Consider the following 15,167-nt stretch of genomic DNA (forward strand, 5'->3'; position numbering starts at 1 on the left):
CGTACAAGTGGCTGGAGTTGTACGGACGCGCGGCCTGTCATGACATTTGAACACGGCGCTTGTCAGTTGTGTCGGAAGCGTGAAAGGCTCATGTCCTGCCGCGAGGTTCCCCCCAACTCCACTGCCAATATGGCGAGTTGACCTCGCATGTGGATGCAGGAGACCCATGCCCGACCTGCCGACCCCCCAGGACGCTACCGAGGCCGCGCTGTTCTCCGAGTGCTGGGACGCCGTGCTGTCGTACGCCGACCTGTGCACGGCCGGTTCCGCCGCCGCCAAACAGCTGGCGACCGAGGCGTTTTCGACCGGCATACGCGAGGCCCGCGAGGGCCAGACCGGGACCTTCAGGAGTGCGGGCCGCCGCCCGGCCCGCCTGCCCCGAATCCCCCTGCTGCTGACCGCCGTACGCTCCACGGCGGCCGCCTGGGAGGAGAGCGGGCAGGGCCACAAGCTCGACCCCGATCTGCGCCTGTGGCTCAACTCCGACAAGGCCGCCCGCTACACCGGACCCCCGCTGCAGCGCCCGATCGCGCTGCGCGGACTGCGTGACATGCAGGAACCGGACGCGGCGCTGCTGTGGCTGGCCGAGGTGGAGGCGCTGCCGCTGCACGTGGTGGCCCGCCGACTCGGCCTCGACCCGGCCGCCGTCTCCGAGGAACTCTCCCAGGTCCGGGGCCTGTTCAGGGACCGCTGCCACCGCAACCACCTCGACACGCCGATGGACGCGCAGTGCCGCAGCTACGCCCGCCTCCTCGACGCCGTCACCCGCTCGACCGCCGCCGACACCCCGGACGACCTCTCCCGCCACCTCGCCACATGCGTGCAGTGCGCCGAGGCCGCCGCCTGTCTGCGGCTGCACGGCGGCGGACTGCCCGGGGCCCTCGCCGGAGGTGTGATCGGCTGGGGCGGCCTTGCCTATCTGGAGCGGCGCCGCCGCGCCGCCGAGGTGCGCCTCGGCTCCGGACGCCCCGACCCGGCGGACGCGGACGCCGGCCCGCCGAACTCCGGTGCGCACAAGGCGCGCGTCGTACGCAACGGCCTCCTCGTCGCCGCCGTCCTCGTCTCCGTGCTCGCCCTCGCGGTGTCGATGATGCCCGCCGGCTCCACCGGCGACGACATCGCGGGCGGCGACCCGTCCGACCGCCAGCCGGTCGCCGACCCCGGCTTCTCCGTGCCGGTCACGGCCGCCACGCAGCCCTCCTCGAACTCCCCGGAGCCGTCGGAGAGCGACACGAAAGGCGAGGACGCGCCCGGACCGAAGGACCCCGACCCGGGACCGCAGGGCACCACGTCCGCCACGGCCGGCGAGGACGACCCGGACCCGTCCGCGAGCGAACCGGCGACCTGCAGCGTCGAGTACGACCTCGTCAACGAATGGCCCGACGGCTTCCAGGCCACCGTCACCGTCACCACCGAACAGGCCCTCGACAACTGGCGCGTCGCCTGGTCCTTCCGCGACGGCCAGAAGGTCGGCCAGATGTGGGACGCGAGCTTCGCCCAGAACGGCTCCCGGGTCACGGCCAAGGCCGCCGACTACAACAAGACGGTTCCGGCCGACGGCGAGCTGGCCTTCGGGTTCCTGGCGTCGTGGGAGGGCAAGAACTCGCCCGGGTACGACTTCTCGTTGAACGGGCACGAGTGCGCGTGAAAACCGGTTGACGGGACTTCGTGGGGCCGGGCTAGAGTGACGGCGGATCAGGGCGGTGGCCGGTCGGCCGCCGCCGTCGAGCGGACGTGAATGAGGAGGTGTCGACCGATGGCTGTCTTTGCGACGAGCGCTGCTCGCACTCAGGAATCCATCAAGTCCACCTCCGTGGCCACCGGCTGACACACCCACTCCTTCCGCGCCCGTGCGCGCGACGGCCGGGGCCGCCCCTGTGAAGGGTCACCCTTGACTTCCAGCTCCGCTGCTTCATCCGTTTTCTCCGCGCTCGCTCCCTACGGCTGGGACGAGGCATGGGCGGACGAGTTCGCCCCTTACGAGCCCGAGGGCTTCCTCCCCGGACGTGTGATCCGGGTCGACCGCGGGCAGTGCGACATCGTCACCGCCGAGGGCGTCGTACGGGCCGACACGGCGTTCGTCACCCCGCACGATCCGTTGCGGGTCGTGTGCACGGGCGACTGGGCCGTCGTCGAACCCGCCGGGAATCCGCGCTATGTACGGACGTACCTGCCCCGCCGTACGGCCTTCGTGCGCTCCACCTCCTCCAAGCGGTCCGAGGGGCAGATCCTCGCCGCCAACGTCGACCACGCGATCGTCGCCGTCTCGCTGGCCGTCGAGCTCGACCTCGGCCGTATCGAGCGCTTCCTCGCCCTGGCGTGGGAGTCGGGCGCCCAGCCGGTCGTGGTCCTCACCAAGGCCGACCTCGTGCCGGACGCGGTGACGCTCTCGTATCTCGTCCAGGACGTGGAGACGACGGCGCCGGGTGTGCCGGTGCTGACCGTCAGCGCGACGCTGGGGGAGGGGCTCGACGTCCTCGCCGCGGTCGTGGGCGGGGGCACGTCCGTGCTGCTCGGGCAGTCCGGAGCGGGCAAGTCGACGCTCGCGAACGCACTGCTCGGCGACGACGTGATGGAAGTCCAGGCCGCCCGCGACGTCGACGGCAAGGGCCGCCATACGACCACCACGCGCAACCTCCTCGCCCTGCCGGGCGGCGGCGTCCTGATCGACACACCGGGGCTGCGGGGCGTCGGCCTCTGGGACGCCGGGACCGGGGTCGGGCAGGTCTTCGCCGAGATCGAGGCGCTGGCCGAGCGGTGCCGCTTCCACGACTGCGCGCACGAGAGCGAGCCGGGGTGCGCGGTGCTCGACGCCATCGACGCCGGTGAGCTGCCCGAGCGGCGGCTGGAGAGCTACCGCAAGCTGCTGCGGGAGAACCAGCGGATCGTGGCCAAGACCGACGCGCGGCTCCGGGCCGAGATCCGCAAGGACTGGAAGCGCAAGGGCGCCGAGGGGCGGGCCGCGATGGAGGCCAAGCGGGGCCGCATGCGGTAGCGCGGTGTCACGTCCGATTTCCGCCAGCCGCGCCCCGCGCGGTGGCGGAGACTGGAGGGCGTGATGGACGAGGACACCAGGTACGAAGCGGTCCGCAGCAGGGACGCCCGGTTCGACGGCGAGTTCTTCTTCGCCGTCGAGACCACCGGCATCTATTGCCGCCCCAGCTGCCCGGCCGTCACGCCGAAGCGGCGCAACGTGCGGTTCTTCGCGACGGCCGCCGCCGCGCAGGGCTCGGGATTCCGGGCCTGCCGGCGGTGCCGGCCGGATGCCGTGCCGGGGTCCGCCGAGTGGAACGTGCGGGCCGATGTCGTCGGCCGGGCCATGCGGCTCATCGGCGACGGCATCGTCGACCGGGAGGGCGTCGCCGGGCTCGCCGCGCGGCTGGGATACAGCGCGCGGCAGGTCCAGCGGCAGCTCACCGCCGAGCTCGGCGCCGGGCCGGTCGCGCTGGCCCGGGCCCAGCGGGCGCACACCGCGCGGGTGCTCCTGCAGACCACCGAGCTGCCGATCACCGAGATCGCGTTCGCGTCCGGGCACGCCAGCGTGCGGCAGTTCAACGACACGATCCGGGAGGTGTACGCCTTCACGCCGAGCGAGCTGCGGGCCGCCGCCACCCCCAGGGGCGGCCGCGGCGCCCGGCGCGCGGGCACGCCGTCGGCCGGGATACCGCTCCGCCTCGCGTACCGGGGGCCTTACCAGGCCGGCCTCGTCTTCGACCTGCTGGAGAGCGAGGCCGTGCCCGGCGTCGAGGACATCGGCGGACCGGTCGGGCGCCGGACGTACCGCCGCAGCCTCCGGCTGCCGCACGGCACCGCCATCGCGGCGGTGCGGGAGCGGCCGGGCGGCGGCGGGAGGCCGGCGTCCGCGGCCCGCGGCGGGGGACCGGACCCCTCGGCCGGCTCCGCCTCCACCCCCCACCGCGGCGGCTGGCTCGACGCCCGTCTCCACCTCACCGACCCGCGCGACCTGACCACGGCCGTACAGCGGCTGCGGCGCCTGTTCGACCTCGACTCCGATCCGTACGCCGTCGACGAGCGGCTCGGCGCCGACCCCCGGCTCGCCGCGCTGGTCGCCGCCCGGCCGGGGCTCCGGTCACCCGGTGCCGCCGACGCCGAGGAACTGGCGGTGCGGGCGCTCGTCGGGCCGGGGGAGGCCGAGCGGCTGGTGCGGCGGTACGGCAAGGCGCTCGACGCGCCCTGCGGCAGCCTCACCCACCTGTTCCCCGAGACGGCCGTCCTCGCCGAGGCCGAGCCCGACGGCCCCCTCGGCGCGCTCACCGCCGCCCTCGCCGACGGTGCCGTACGGCTGGACCCGGGCGCCGACCGGGACGAGGCCCACCACGCGCTGCTCGGCCTGCCCGGCCTGGACGCCCGTACCGTCGCCGTCATCCGTACCCGGGCCCTCGGCGACCCGGATGTCGTACCGCCCGGCGTCGACGCCCCCGACAGCTGGCGCCCTTGGCGCTCTTACGCCTCGCAACACCTGCGTGCAGCAGGGGAGTTGGAGTAACCATGGCCACCCTGAACCAGACCCTCGCCCCGACCCACTGGACCGAGCTCGACAGTCCGCTCGGCCCGCTCCTCCTCACCGCCGACCCCGCGACCGGCGCCCTGACCTCCCTGTCCGTGCCGGGTCAGAAGGGCGGCCGTACCGTCCAGGAGGGCTGGCGCCGCGACCCCGCGCTCTTCCGCGCGGCCGAGGAACAGCTCGCCGCCTACTTCGCGGGTGAACTCGAGGAGTTCCAGTTGGAGCTGCGCACGGCGGCCAGCGAGTTCCGGGAACGGGTCTGGGCCGCCCTCGACGATGTGCCCTACGGGTCCACGACGACGTACGGCGAGATCGCGGCGCGGATCGGGGCCTCCCGCGCCGCCGTACGGGCCGTCGGCGGCGCGATCGGCGCCAATCCGTTGCTGGTCGTCCGCCCCTGTCATCGCGTGATCGGGGCCGACGGCACGCTGACCGGGTACGCGGGCGGCCTCGAACGCAAGACGCGGCTGCTCACGCTGGAGGGCAGGCTCTAGCGGTCTTCCGTTCCCGCCATGCGGGCGTCAGCCCCAGATCACGGCCCCCACCCACGCCCCCGCGATCAGCTGGCACGTGAACAGCTCCGCCAGCACACTCGACCCGCCCGACCGCATCGCTGTCCGCAGTGCCGCCATCGCCTCGCCGTGGCGGCCGAGGCGGAACCGTTCCTCGAGGTAGATGCCGGCCATGAAGCCGGGGATCGCGCCGATCACGGGCAGCAGGAGGAAGCCCAGGAACGACCCCGCTCCCGCGTACACCGCCATGTGACGGCCGGCCCAGCTCGGACGCAGTCGGCGCGGCGGCAGTGCCCAGCGCACCACCTGGGAGAGGAACAGCGCGACGGTGGCCCCGACGAGCACCCACCACGCGACCGGCTGGGGATCCTGCAGCGCCCACCACATGACCGCGGCCCACACAAGCCAGGACCCCGGCACCCCGGGCACCAGCACTCCGCAGAGGCCGAGCAGGAGGACCAGTCCGACCAGCACGAGGTCCGACACTCCCATCTGACCAGAGTGCCGGAGCTCACGAGAACGCGCAGATCAGCCTTGTCGCCGGGGGTGCGCCGCGGTCACCCGTGCCGCTCCCGCGCCACCCAGCCCCGCTCGTACGCGTGCCACCCCAGCTGCAGCCGGGTCGTCACCCCGGTCAGCTCCATCAGCCGCTTCACCCGGCGCTGCACGGTCCGCAGGCCCAGATCCAGCTGCTTGGCCACGCTCGCGTCGGTCAGACCGGCCAGCAGCAGGGACAGCACCTCCAGGTCGGTGTCGTCGGGCCCGTCCGGCTCCTCCTCGGTGACGCCGGACGGGCCGAGACGGACCGGCAGCGCCTCCCGCCACACCGACTCGAACAGGCCGGAGAGCAGCTCCAGGAGCCCGCTCGCGTGGACGACCAGGGCGGCCGGCTCCGACGTGTGCGAGGTGAGCGGTACGAGCGCCAGGGCCCGGTCGGCGATCACCAGCTTGGTCGGCACCTGGTCCACGACCCGCACCTGCTCCTCGCGGCCGAGGGCGGCGGACAGCTCGGTGACGCCGTGCGGCTGGTCGAGGACCGAGCGCTCCAGGACCACCCGGTAACGGACGTCCCGGTCGGCGGCCTGCTCCTCCGCGTCGTTCTCCACGCCGGTGACGGCGACGGGACTGCCGGTGACCAGCGCGCACACCTCGTTGCTCGCCCCGAGCTGGAGCTGCAGGAAGCGCTGCGAGACCGCGGCCGCGCCGATCACCACCTCGACCAGATCGTGCACGGCGGGCTCGGCGGCGCCCGCCCGGTACTCCTCGGCGAGCATCGCGGCCGCCAGCTCCGCCTTCTCCAGCTCGTGCCGCTGCTGGGTGAGCAGCGCGCCCAGCGCCACCCCGGGCGGCGCGGCGACCCAGCGGCCGGGCCGCGCCGAGGACTGCGCCGCGAGTCCGTGCCGCTCCAGCCGGCGCAGGGCGCGCTCCGTGTCGTACTCGCCGAGCGTCAGCCGTCGCGCGAGATCCGGTACGTCGGCGGCGCCGACGGACACCAGGGCCCGGTACGCCGACTCATGCGTCTCGTCGAGACCAATCACTCCCAGCATCGGGCCGCGCCCCTCCCCGGAGAACATCGGTGTCCGTTCCGTGGCGGAAAACGGCCACGGCGTAAAACCGCCTCGTCACATCATCGCCGCACCACCCGTCACTCTGCCAAGGTGGCGCCACCACAGCATCAACCACCACCCGCTTTGCCCCACTTGGGCCGCCGGCGATCGCCGCCCCGGGCGCGGGCATACTGCTGCCGTTCCCGCGGTACACGTTGCCGGAGGACGGACTCCTACGACGGCGGTCGCGAACCACAGCCGAACGACGGGGAAGCAGGCCGCACTCGAGGCCGTCCTGACCGGCGCGAGCGACGCTTCGGTCACCGAGATCGTGACCCGGGCCTACGACGTGCGTTGACGCGTGCGAAGGGGATCCGGGCCCGGGTCACCCGGCAGTCGCCGGGCGGTTCTCCCGTGGGGGGTGGGACCGCCCGGCGACGTCGCCTCTCGCGCGGCCCGGTGTATCGCAAGGCTGTTCAACACCTCACTCCCACAACGCCTTTCGTGTCGGTCCACCGGGTCGGATTTTCCGGATGCCCCGTTTTCATCCGGCCCGTGCGGTGGACAATTAGGGGCATGAGTCAGCAGGGGGGAAGGCCCACCGGTCACGAGGACGACTGGTGGGGGCAGCTGTACGGTGACGCCACCGAGGACACGGGCCCGACAGCGGCGCCCGACTCACTGGACGACCGGTTCGCCTCGGCGGCGGGGGCCGTGAACCAGCGGTCGGGGGCGGGCGCGGGGGCCGGGGTGTCCGGGACGGGCGCCACCGTCTTACCGCCGAGGGCCGGTGGGGATGCCGCGGCGGGTCCGTCGGCCTTCCCGGCGGGCCTGCCGAAGCCGCCGGGATTCACCGTGGAGGAGCCCAGGGAGCCCACGGAGCCCGAGGAGCGCCCGACGCCCGCGAGTGACGACGAGCCCTGGACCGCGACCCGCGCGGACCTCCCCGCCTACTCCCCGGAGCCCCTCGACTACGTCGGCAACGGCCCGCCGACCTACGCCGCCGAACCCACCGCCCTCCCGGCCGCGGACCCCGACGACCTCGACGACCTGGTCGCCGACACCGTCCTGGACGGTGCGCACTACGGCGCCTGCACCCTCCGGGCCGTCTCCCTGCGCGGGGACTCCGCCCGATACCGGGGTGAACCGCGCCGCGACTCCCTCCTCACCGCCCGCTTCGGCACCGGAGACCACGCCCTGATCCTGGTGGCGATGGCAACCGGCGCCCGGGCCACGCCCAACGCCCATCGCGCCGCCGCCGAGGCCTGCCACTGGATCGGCCGGGCCGTCGGCCGCAGCCATGCGAGGCTCTCGGAGGACATCAGGGCCGCACGGCGCGGCGACCTGAAGTCCGGCCTGCACCGCCTCACCGACCGCAGCCTCGGCAAGCTCCGCGCCAGCGCCGCCGAACAGGGCGTCGAACCGGAGGAGTACGCGGCGACCCTGCGCTGCCTCCTCCTCCCCGCCGACCCCGCGTGCCGTACCCGTGTGTTCTTCGGCGTCGGCGGGGGCGGACTCTTCCGGCTGCGGGACGGCGAGTGGCAGGACATAGAGCCCCACGTCACCGATGCCACCGGCGAACCCGTCGTCGGCTTCGGCTCGTTGCCGGCCGAGACGCCCGAGGGTGACCGCCTCACCATGGACCTCGGCATCCCCACACCTCCGAGCCCCTACGACCCGGCCCCCGAGCCGCCTCGCGAACCCTTCCGCTTCCGCGCGTCGGTGGCCCGCCCGGGAGACACGCTCCTGATGTGCACCGGCGGCCTCGCCGACCCCCTGCGCGGCGAACCCGAGCTCGCCGCCCACCTGACCACACGCTGGTCCGGCCCCGAGCCGCCCGGCCTCGCCGCCTTCCTCGCCGACACCCAGGTCCGGGTCAAGGGGTACGCCGACGACCGTACGGCCGCCGGGGTGTGGGAGACGTAGCCCCGCCCTCGGACGTACGGCTTCGGTAGTACGGCTCAGGTGTTCGGCACCCACTTGCGGGCCGAGGTGTCGTACCCGTAACCCGGCAGTCCCTTGACGCTCGTCGTACGGAACGGGCGGCCGTGGTCGTCGATGCGGATGGTGCCGGTACGGCCCTGGGAGGACCAGTCCAGTTCGAGGAACCAGCCGCAGTCGCAGCTCTCCGTCCGCGCGTCGACCAGCAGCACCTCCGGGTCCTCGGCGGACACCCGGTACGGCAGCTTCATCGCCGGGATGGGGGTGCCGGTGTCGTTGCCGTCGACGGGGCGGGCGATGGGCCGGTCCTTGTCCAGGTCGACATCGAAGTAACGGGGCGTCAGCGCGCCGCCGCAGCCGTTGTCCATGGCGTACGAGGTGCCCTCGGCGGGTGCCGAGCGGCCGACGACGCGCACCCGGAGCGCCTCCAGGACGACGGCCGTCGACGTCCGCCCCTGCACGGCGATCTTCACCATGGTCTGCCCTCCGTGCACGGCGTTCTGGGACGCCGCCCAGATCCCGGCGTCCTGCGGGGTCGGTGGCGGGGGCACCTGCTCCGGGGGCTTGGCGATGACGTAGTCGTGGCCGCAGCCGCCCTGCCAGACATGGGAGTCGGCGCTCCAGGTGAGGGGGACGCCGACCGGCGGCCGCTGTCGGTCGGCGTTCTCCGAGGGCCCGGCGGCGGATTCGGTGGGCTCGGCGGAGGGCTTCTTCGACGCGCCGGCCGAGGGGGGCGCGGTGGTGGGGGTGGGGCTCGCCGACTTGGTCGACTTCGGGCGTGCAGTGCCCGTGTCGGCTGTACGGGTCGGACCGGCGCCCTGGACGGAGTCGCGCGCCCGGGGCTGGTTGTCGTCCGGCAGGGCGGAGAGGCTGCCGAGCGTGGCGAGGAGTGCCGTTGCCACGGCCGCCGAGACCAGGAGGCGTCGGCGGCGGTACCAGGGGTGGCGGGGCGGCTCGGCCGGTGCCCGCTCTTCGGGCGCCGCCGGGGGAGGCGCCGTCCGTGCCCGCTGTCGTGCCGCCACCGCCAGGATCCACCGCCGGTGCAGCTCCAGCCGCTCCTGCGGGGTCGCCTCGCACAGCGCGGCGAAGCGTTCCACGGGCGCGAAGTCGAGGGGGACCGCGTCGCCCGCGCAGTAGCGGTGCAGCGTGGAGGTGTTCATGTTCAGGCGGCGGGCCAGCTGACCGTAGCTGCGGTCGGTGCGTTCCTTCAGGCCCGTGAGTAACGCCGCGAACTCCTGGACGTCGTCGTCCTGTGCTTCAGACACTGTGCCCCCGCGTCCTCCCCGTCCCGGGACGGCATCCCAGGCACTCCATATACCTGCACGTCAGAAGGGCTGGGATGGTTCCACCGTCGCGGATCGGGCGTCGGCGGTTGCGCCCGCCGACTGTGACGGCTGATGCTTCTGGTGTCGCACCGACCAGGCCGACAGGGCCCGGGGGGCCGGACGGACCATCCGGCGTCGGTGACGGCCGACTTCCTGATCGTTCACGCATCTCATCTCACCCACGGGGGACACCCATGCCCAAGCGCACCCGAGCCGGCGTGCTCGCCGCACTCGCCGTCGCCGGCCTCGCCGCAGGCGCCGCACTCACCGCTGCCCCGGCCGGAGCCGCGACGAAGACGCCCGCGCCCAAGTTCCTGTCGGCGTCCCAACTCCCGCCGCACCCCTCCTCCGCCTGGACCGCGGACAAGGTCGCCGACGGCGTCCCGGAGGAGATGCAGGGCTGCCTCGGCGACGCGCTGCTCGCCTACGACGCCCGCCACCGCACCTTCCGCACCGACCTCGAGACCAGCGCCCAGCAGCTCAACGTCGTCGTCGGCGACAACGCCAAGGCCAAGGCCCTCGCCACCCGTCTGAACAAGGAGATCCGGTCCTGCGCCCTGCGCAGCGACGCCGACCCGGAGATCGAGGCCGAGTACAGGAGCTACGGCAGCCTGCCGGTCGAGGAGGGCGCCCGCGTGCACGGCGTGCACACCCGTGCCTCGTGGGGCGCCATGGACATCAACCTCCTCTCCGTCGGCCGGGACGGTGGCACCGTCACCGTCGTGACGTGGGGGCAGATGGGCGACTTCACGGACGCGCCGGTGAAGGCCTTCAAGAAGACGACCACCATCGCGGTCGACAAGCTCTACTGACCGACTCACCACCGGACCACCGCCACAGCGGGGCCGCCCTCCCGGACGGGGGTCGGGCGGGCGGCCCCGCACCATCCGGAACGGGGACACACCACAACGGGGACGCACAACGGGCAGCCGAGGCAGCGAGTTCCGGCCAGTTTCGCCGGCTGCGGGCAGCGGCTGCGACAGCGCCTCGACGCCGGGCTCCGACAGCCGCACGTCCGCGTCGGGTACGGCCGGATCCGCAGGGCGCGATCGGTAGATGGGCCGATCCCTCGCGGTCCGTACGCCTCCCGGGCACTCGGCACGCAGTCGTGCGGGACTGCCCTGGTCGGCCGCCTCTCCAGGAGCGGATCGAACCGCCTCGCCTCCTCCATCCCCAAGCCCGTCTCCGGTCCGGAAGCCGGGAGCGCCGCCGGTGGCCGACATGGTTCGGTCCTCGCGCAGGGTGTCTTCCGGGCGGCCGGCAGGTGACGTTCCGGGTTTCCCGCACCGGCACGGGCTGCCGCAACCGTGGCCGAACACCTGGTCGTTGACGATTCGACATGACTGCCGCCGGTCCGACTGGGAAATGGTTCCCGTGAACGTGTTCGAGCCAGGAGGGGAACCGACATCGGCACGCGGGCGGGGGTCATGAAGAGGCAGGCACGAGGAGGCGGTCCCATCACCGTAGGGGCCTCCTCGGTGAAGGCAGTGGAGGACAGGGTCGCGAGCGCCGGGGAACCCGCGCAGACGCCTCAGCTCAGGCGCAGACTCGGGAGGGCGGACCTGCGGGCCGTACCGGAGGCACGCAGGGCGCTGCGCGAGCTGCTACGGCACTGGGGCAGGCCCGGACGATCGGACATAGCCGAACTGCTCACCAGCGAGCTCGTCACCAACGCGCTCGTCCACACCGACCGTGAAGCGGTCCTGACGGCCACCGTGGGACCGGGCGGACTCAGAGTGGAGGTGCGGGACTTCGTGGCCCGCAGGCCAAGACCGCGCGTACCGAACGCCGACGACGGTACGAACGGCAGAGGCCTGATCCTGGTCCAGTCCCTCGCGGACGCCTGGGGTGTGCGGTCGCACGGCGTGGGCAAGGCGGTGTGGTTCGAACTCGACGCGGGCGCCGTATGACGACGGGTGCTCCATGACGGTGGCTGCCGTATGACAACGGGAAGGGGCGCGACCCGACCTCGGGTCGCGCCCCTTCCCGGCGATGAGAGGCGTTCTCAGCCGAACTGCTGCTCAAGATCCTTGAGCTTGCGCTCCAGGGAGTCGAGTCGCGGCAGTGCCATGGTGTCGTCCTCCGCGGTGAGGTCGACGGTCACCGGATCAGAACCGGTGCGGACGGGCTGCAGTGAGGGACGCGTGCGCACGGGAGGCAGTTGCTCCGGCGTGGATATGGCAGGCTCCGCGGAGACTTGGGCCGAGGCGCGCTCCAGGGCCGCCGGGGGCTCCGCCTGCCGTCCGCCGCCGCGGCCGACGAAGCCGCGGTGGCCCCGGCTGATGGCCTTCAGCTGGGCACGCTCCATGCGCTGCTGCTCACGGCGGCGCAGGCGGGCCTCCTCCTTCTGCCGCTTGTCCTCACGGACCTCGTCGACCGCCTCGTCCAGGCTGCGCACGCCCTCCAGGAGCATCAGCGACCAGGCCTTGTAGGTCTCACGGGGAGCCCGCAGCCAGCGGACGATCCGGATCTGCGGGAGGGGCCTGGGCACCAGACCCTGCTCGCGCAGGGCGGCCCGGCGGGTCTGCTTCAGCGCCCGGTCGAACAGCACGGCCGCGGACAGGGACATACCGGCGAAGAAGTGCGGGGCGCCGTCGTGGCCGATGCCCCTGGGCGCGTGCACCCAGTTGAACCAGGCCGCGGCGGCCGCGAACGTCCACACGAGTATCCGGGAGCCGAGCGCCGCGTCACCGTGGCTGGCCTCGCGCACCGCGAGGACGGAACAGAACATCGCGGCGCCGTCCAGACCGAACGGCACGAGGTACTGCCAGCCGTTGTGGAGGCCGAGGTTCTGTTCGCCGAAGCCGACCAGGCCGTGGAAGGAGAGCGCGGCGGCCACGGCCGCGCAGCAGAACAGCAGCACATAGGAGGCGGTGCCGTATATGGCCTCCTTGCGCCTGCGGCGCTCCTCACTGCGCTCCCACGAGTCGTCCGCGCCTGCGTCCTTCCCCGAGGTCTTCCCGCGCCGAAGCACCGCTATCGCCGCCAGCAGGCCCAGGAGCAGGACGGCGCCCGGAAGCAGCCAGTTCAGCGATATCTCGGTCAATCTCATCTGGGGTCCCTTGCATTGGGATAGGGCGTAACGCCCGCCATAGTGGCCCAATCCCAACGGCCCTCAGGGGGTTTCGGGGCAAGAGGCCGCCAAGGAAGTGCAAGGGGATGCCCCAGGGCGGCGTTCTGCTCGAACTGCCGCTTGAGGGGCGGGAGTTGAGTTCGAACAAGACTACCCGTACGGGTGGTTCCACGGAAAGTTCCCGTGCTGAGTGAGGAATTTGTGAAACGCCTGTAACCGTGACGAGGGCCCTGCTCGCGGGTGATCTTACGGTACGGCGATGTGCGGCCCTGTCTGAGGGGGCCTCAACTGGCTGCGGCCAGAAGCCTGGTGGCGCGGTCCGCGTCGCAAGTGCGCGGGCAGGTGGGGCAGGTGTCCTCGGGGCGCAGTGTGTAGAACATGCAGCAGCTCACTCGGTCCCGGGTGGGCAGTGACTCGCCGTCCGGTCCGGTGAGTTCACGGAAGGCGGCCGAGCCGGCGTACGGCTGCGTCGCGCCCGGCAGCAGCAGCTCCAGCTCGCGTCGCGCCCGGTCCTGCTCGCCTTCGCCGAGCAGGTGGGCGACGTACCACAGGCCCTCGACGACCTCGTCGGTCACCATGCCCCACAGTGCGCGTCCGCGTCGCCGCATGCGTGGTCCGAAGGCGGTGAGTACGGGTTCCAGGTGCTCGGCCACGGCGGTCCGCACCTCCGCGCGCAGCGCCTCCTCGTCCGGGACGACCCTGGCGCCGGGCAGGGTCGCCGCCGGGTCGCCGGGCAGGCAGGCGAAGGTGGTGGGGCGGGCGGCCAGGCGGCCTGTCGCGAGGCCGGGGGCCGTGCGGTCGTACGAGACATGCGTCACGGGGAAGCGGGGGACGCGGCGGAGCAGGAACCAGGGCACGGTGATCAGCAGGCAGGCCGGCCAGGCGTATCGGTGCAGGCCGAAGCCGGCGACGACGTCGGGGCGGGCGGGCTGTCCGTAGTCGCGTCGTACCTGTGCGTCGTCCCAGGCCAGGAACGTGTCGAGGTCGGGGCCGCCCTCCGCGAGCGAGGCGGCGGTGATCCAGCCGTCGTGGCTGGGGAGCTGCTCGTCGGAGGGTGGCTGGGTGATGTCGAGTCCCGGGAAGGCCTTGGTGAGACGGGTGTAGGCGTCCGCGAGGGCTATGGGGGGCACGGACATGGGGGCCGCCTATCCGTGAGACTTTGAAGGTAAGGCTTACCTTACCCGAGATCGCTGCGGTTTGAACTGTCGAGTTCTGCGCCTATGGTGCTTGACGGGCGAGTAACAACCCGCCGTAATGGCCCCAAGTACTGACACGTCCGGAGGAGGACCCGTGAAGCAGGGCGCGCAGGGCTCCGCGGGTACGGGGATTCCGCAGGTCCCGGAGGCGGGGGTGGCGCGGGTGCCGCCGCAGGGGCGGGCTGCGGGGGTGGACGTGGGTGTGGGCGTGGGTGGCGCGGGCGTGGACCGGGTGCGGGGTGCTGGTGCCTCGGTGTCGGCGGCTCGTGGTGAGCACACTCACAGTGAGCAGCCGATCCCGCGGCCGGTCGTTCAGCGGGCCTCGGTGCGGGGGCAGATCCTCGACGCCCTGCGTACCGCGCTCGTCGTCGGTGAGCTGACTCCCGGTGCGGTGTACTCGGCTCCCGCGCTCGGCGAGCGCTTCGGTGTCTCCGCCACGCCGGTCCGGGAGGCCATGCAGCAGCTCGCGTTGGAGGGGGCCGTCGAGGTCGTGCCCAACCGGGGGTTCCGGGTGGTCGAACGTGGCGCCCGGGAGCTGGCCGAGCTGGCCGAGGTCCGTGCGCTGATCGAGGTTCCGGTAATGCTCCGGCTCGCGCGTACTGTTCCCGCCGAACGCTGGGCGGAACTACGGCCGTTGGCGGAGGCGACGGTTCGGGCTGCGTCGACCGGCTGTCGGGCCACGTACGCGGAAACCGACCGCACCTTCCACCGGGCCGTGCTCTCGCTCTGCGGCAACGAACAACTCGTCCAGATCGCCGACGACCTTCACCGCCGCGCCCAGTGGCCCCTGGTGAGCGCAGTCCTCCCGTCCGGCCGGGGGGCGGCCGACCTTGTCGCCGACGCGGCGGAGCATGTGGCGCTGCTGGATGCGTTGATCGCTGGGGAGTTGGATGTGGTGCGGGTGTTGGTGGGGGAGCACTCCGGGGGGTAGTGGCGTCTGCCGGTGGGGCCGGGATGCCTGCGGCGGCCTGTTGCTGTGGGGTGGGGGTTCGCGTAGCGCCTTGGGTGGTGTTGTGGGTCGGGGCCGTGCCGGGGGGTGTCCGTCCTC

General features: G+C 72.9%; 13 protein-coding genes. 8 read left to right on the plus strand and 5 right to left on the minus strand.

Translation table 11 applies throughout. The annotated features are described in order from the left end of the window. Positions 1–166 precede the first annotated feature (166 nt). The 4 genes from ACIREI_RS43100 to ACIREI_RS43115 all read left to right on the plus strand — a co-directional run bounded on the left by ACIREI_RS43100 (position 167) and on the right by ACIREI_RS43115 (position 5,019). Positions 167–1,648, plus strand: coding sequence for a cellulose binding domain-containing protein (locus tag ACIREI_RS43100; RefSeq protein WP_403345466.1), 1,482 nt, complete (start codon positions 167–169; stop codon positions 1,646–1,648). Between the two features lie 243 nt (positions 1,649–1,891). Then, positions 1,892–2,995: a ribosome small subunit-dependent GTPase A gene (gene rsgA, locus ACIREI_RS43105; RefSeq protein WP_403345468.1), complete on the plus strand. Its 1,104-nt coding sequence runs from the start codon at positions 1,892–1,894 to the stop codon at positions 2,993–2,995. A gap of 63 nt (positions 2,996–3,058) precedes the next feature. Continuing rightward, complete coding sequence (locus tag ACIREI_RS43110) at positions 3,059–4,507, plus strand: bifunctional transcriptional activator/DNA repair enzyme AdaA (RefSeq protein ID WP_403345470.1); 1,449 nt, start codon at positions 3,059–3,061, stop codon at positions 4,505–4,507. A gap of 2 nt (positions 4,508–4,509) precedes the next feature. After that, positions 4,510–5,019, plus strand: coding sequence for a methylated-DNA--[protein]-cysteine S-methyltransferase (locus tag ACIREI_RS43115; RefSeq protein WP_403345472.1), 510 nt, complete (start codon positions 4,510–4,512; stop codon positions 5,017–5,019). A gap of 27 nt (positions 5,020–5,046) precedes the next feature. On the opposite strand, the gene ACIREI_RS43120 is transcribed toward ACIREI_RS43115, so the two are convergent. Together ACIREI_RS43120 and ACIREI_RS43125 are read right to left on the minus strand one after the other, a co-directional pair. Next, a complete protein-coding gene (locus tag ACIREI_RS43120) occupies positions 5,047–5,529 on the minus strand; it encodes a DUF456 domain-containing protein (RefSeq protein ID WP_403345474.1) in 483 nt (160 codons plus the stop codon). Between the two features lie 65 nt (positions 5,530–5,594). Beyond that, positions 5,595–6,584 (minus strand): helix-turn-helix transcriptional regulator, encoded by a 990-nt coding sequence (locus tag ACIREI_RS43125; protein ID WP_403345476.1) that lies wholly within the window; start codon positions 6,582–6,584, stop codon positions 5,595–5,597. 576 nt (positions 6,585–7,160) lie between these two features. Between ACIREI_RS43125 and ACIREI_RS43130 the strand changes: the two genes are divergently transcribed. After that, positions 7,161–8,510, plus strand: a complete 1,350-nt coding sequence (locus ACIREI_RS43130; protein WP_403345478.1) for a protein phosphatase 2C domain-containing protein — start codon at positions 7,161–7,163, stop codon at positions 8,508–8,510. A gap of 35 nt (positions 8,511–8,545) precedes the next feature. Here ACIREI_RS43130 and ACIREI_RS43135 read toward each other — a convergent pair whose 3' ends face one another. Beyond that, positions 8,546–9,790, minus strand: a complete 1,245-nt coding sequence (locus tag ACIREI_RS43135) for a helix-turn-helix domain-containing protein (RefSeq protein WP_403345480.1) — start codon at positions 9,788–9,790, stop codon at positions 8,546–8,548. A 254-nt stretch (positions 9,791–10,044) separates the two neighbouring features. On the opposite strand from ACIREI_RS43135, the gene ACIREI_RS43140 reads away from it, so the two are divergent. Together ACIREI_RS43140 and ACIREI_RS43145 are read left to right on the plus strand one after the other, a co-directional pair. Beyond that, positions 10,045–10,662 (plus strand): hypothetical protein, encoded by a 618-nt coding sequence (locus tag ACIREI_RS43140; protein WP_403345482.1) that lies wholly within the window; start codon positions 10,045–10,047, stop codon positions 10,660–10,662. Positions 10,663–11,277: 615 nt separating this feature from the next. Further along, the gene (locus ACIREI_RS43145; protein ID WP_403345484.1) at positions 11,278–11,760 is read left to right on the plus strand and encodes an ATP-binding protein; all 483 of its coding nucleotides are present in this window, start codon (positions 11,278–11,280) and stop codon (positions 11,758–11,760) included. Positions 11,761–11,855: 95 nt separating this feature from the next. Here the strand turns inward: ACIREI_RS43145 and ACIREI_RS43150 are convergent, their stop codons facing one another. Beyond that, positions 11,856–12,902, minus strand: coding sequence for a DUF2637 domain-containing protein (locus tag ACIREI_RS43150; RefSeq protein ID WP_403345486.1), 1,047 nt, complete (start codon positions 12,900–12,902; stop codon positions 11,856–11,858). A 305-nt stretch (positions 12,903–13,207) separates the two neighbouring features. Further along, entirely contained in the window at positions 13,208–14,059 is an 852-nt protein-coding gene (locus ACIREI_RS43155; RefSeq protein ID WP_403345488.1) for a (2Fe-2S)-binding protein, read from the minus strand. 154 nt (positions 14,060–14,213) lie between these two features. Here ACIREI_RS43155 and ACIREI_RS43160 point away from each other — a divergent pair, with 154 nt between their 5' ends. Beyond that, positions 14,214–15,050, plus strand: a complete 837-nt coding sequence (locus tag ACIREI_RS43160; RefSeq protein ID WP_403345490.1) for a GntR family transcriptional regulator — start codon at positions 14,214–14,216, stop codon at positions 15,048–15,050. Positions 15,051–15,167 lie beyond the last annotated feature (117 nt).

Source organism: Streptomyces sp. NPDC093591, from assembly GCF_044764885.1.
Taxonomy (GTDB): domain Bacteria; phylum Actinomycetota; class Actinomycetes; order Streptomycetales; family Streptomycetaceae; genus Streptomyces.

What these genes read in the sequence shown, in the direction of transcription:
- ACIREI_RS43100 (WP_403345466.1), top strand. Translation starts at nt 167, where the DNA reads ATGCCCGACCTGCCGACCCCCCAGGACGCTACCGAGGCCGCGCTGTTC.
- ACIREI_RS43110 (WP_403345470.1), top strand. Translation starts at nt 3,059, where the DNA reads ATGGACGAGGACACCAGGTACGAAGCGGTCCGCAGCAGGGACGCCCGG.
- ACIREI_RS43115 (WP_403345472.1), top strand. Translation starts at nt 4,510, where the DNA reads ATGGCCACCCTGAACCAGACCCTCGCCCCGACCCACTGGACCGAGCTC.
- ACIREI_RS43120 (WP_403345474.1), bottom strand. Translation starts at nt 5,529, where the DNA reads ATGGGAGTGTCGGACCTCGTGCTGGTCGGACTGGTCCTCCTGCTCGGC.
- ACIREI_RS43125 (WP_403345476.1), bottom strand. Translation starts at nt 6,584, where the DNA reads ATGCTGGGAGTGATTGGTCTCGACGAGACGCATGAGTCGGCGTACCGG.
- ACIREI_RS43130 (WP_403345478.1), top strand. Translation starts at nt 7,161, where the DNA reads ATGAGTCAGCAGGGGGGAAGGCCCACCGGTCACGAGGACGACTGGTGG.
- ACIREI_RS43140 (WP_403345482.1), top strand. Translation starts at nt 10,045, where the DNA reads ATGCCCAAGCGCACCCGAGCCGGCGTGCTCGCCGCACTCGCCGTCGCC.
- ACIREI_RS43145 (WP_403345484.1), top strand. Translation starts at nt 11,278, where the DNA reads ATGAAGAGGCAGGCACGAGGAGGCGGTCCCATCACCGTAGGGGCCTCC.
- ACIREI_RS43150 (WP_403345486.1), bottom strand. Translation starts at nt 12,902, where the DNA reads ATGAGATTGACCGAGATATCGCTGAACTGGCTGCTTCCGGGCGCCGTC.
- ACIREI_RS43155 (WP_403345488.1), bottom strand. Translation starts at nt 14,059, where the DNA reads ATGTCCGTGCCCCCCATAGCCCTCGCGGACGCCTACACCCGTCTCACC.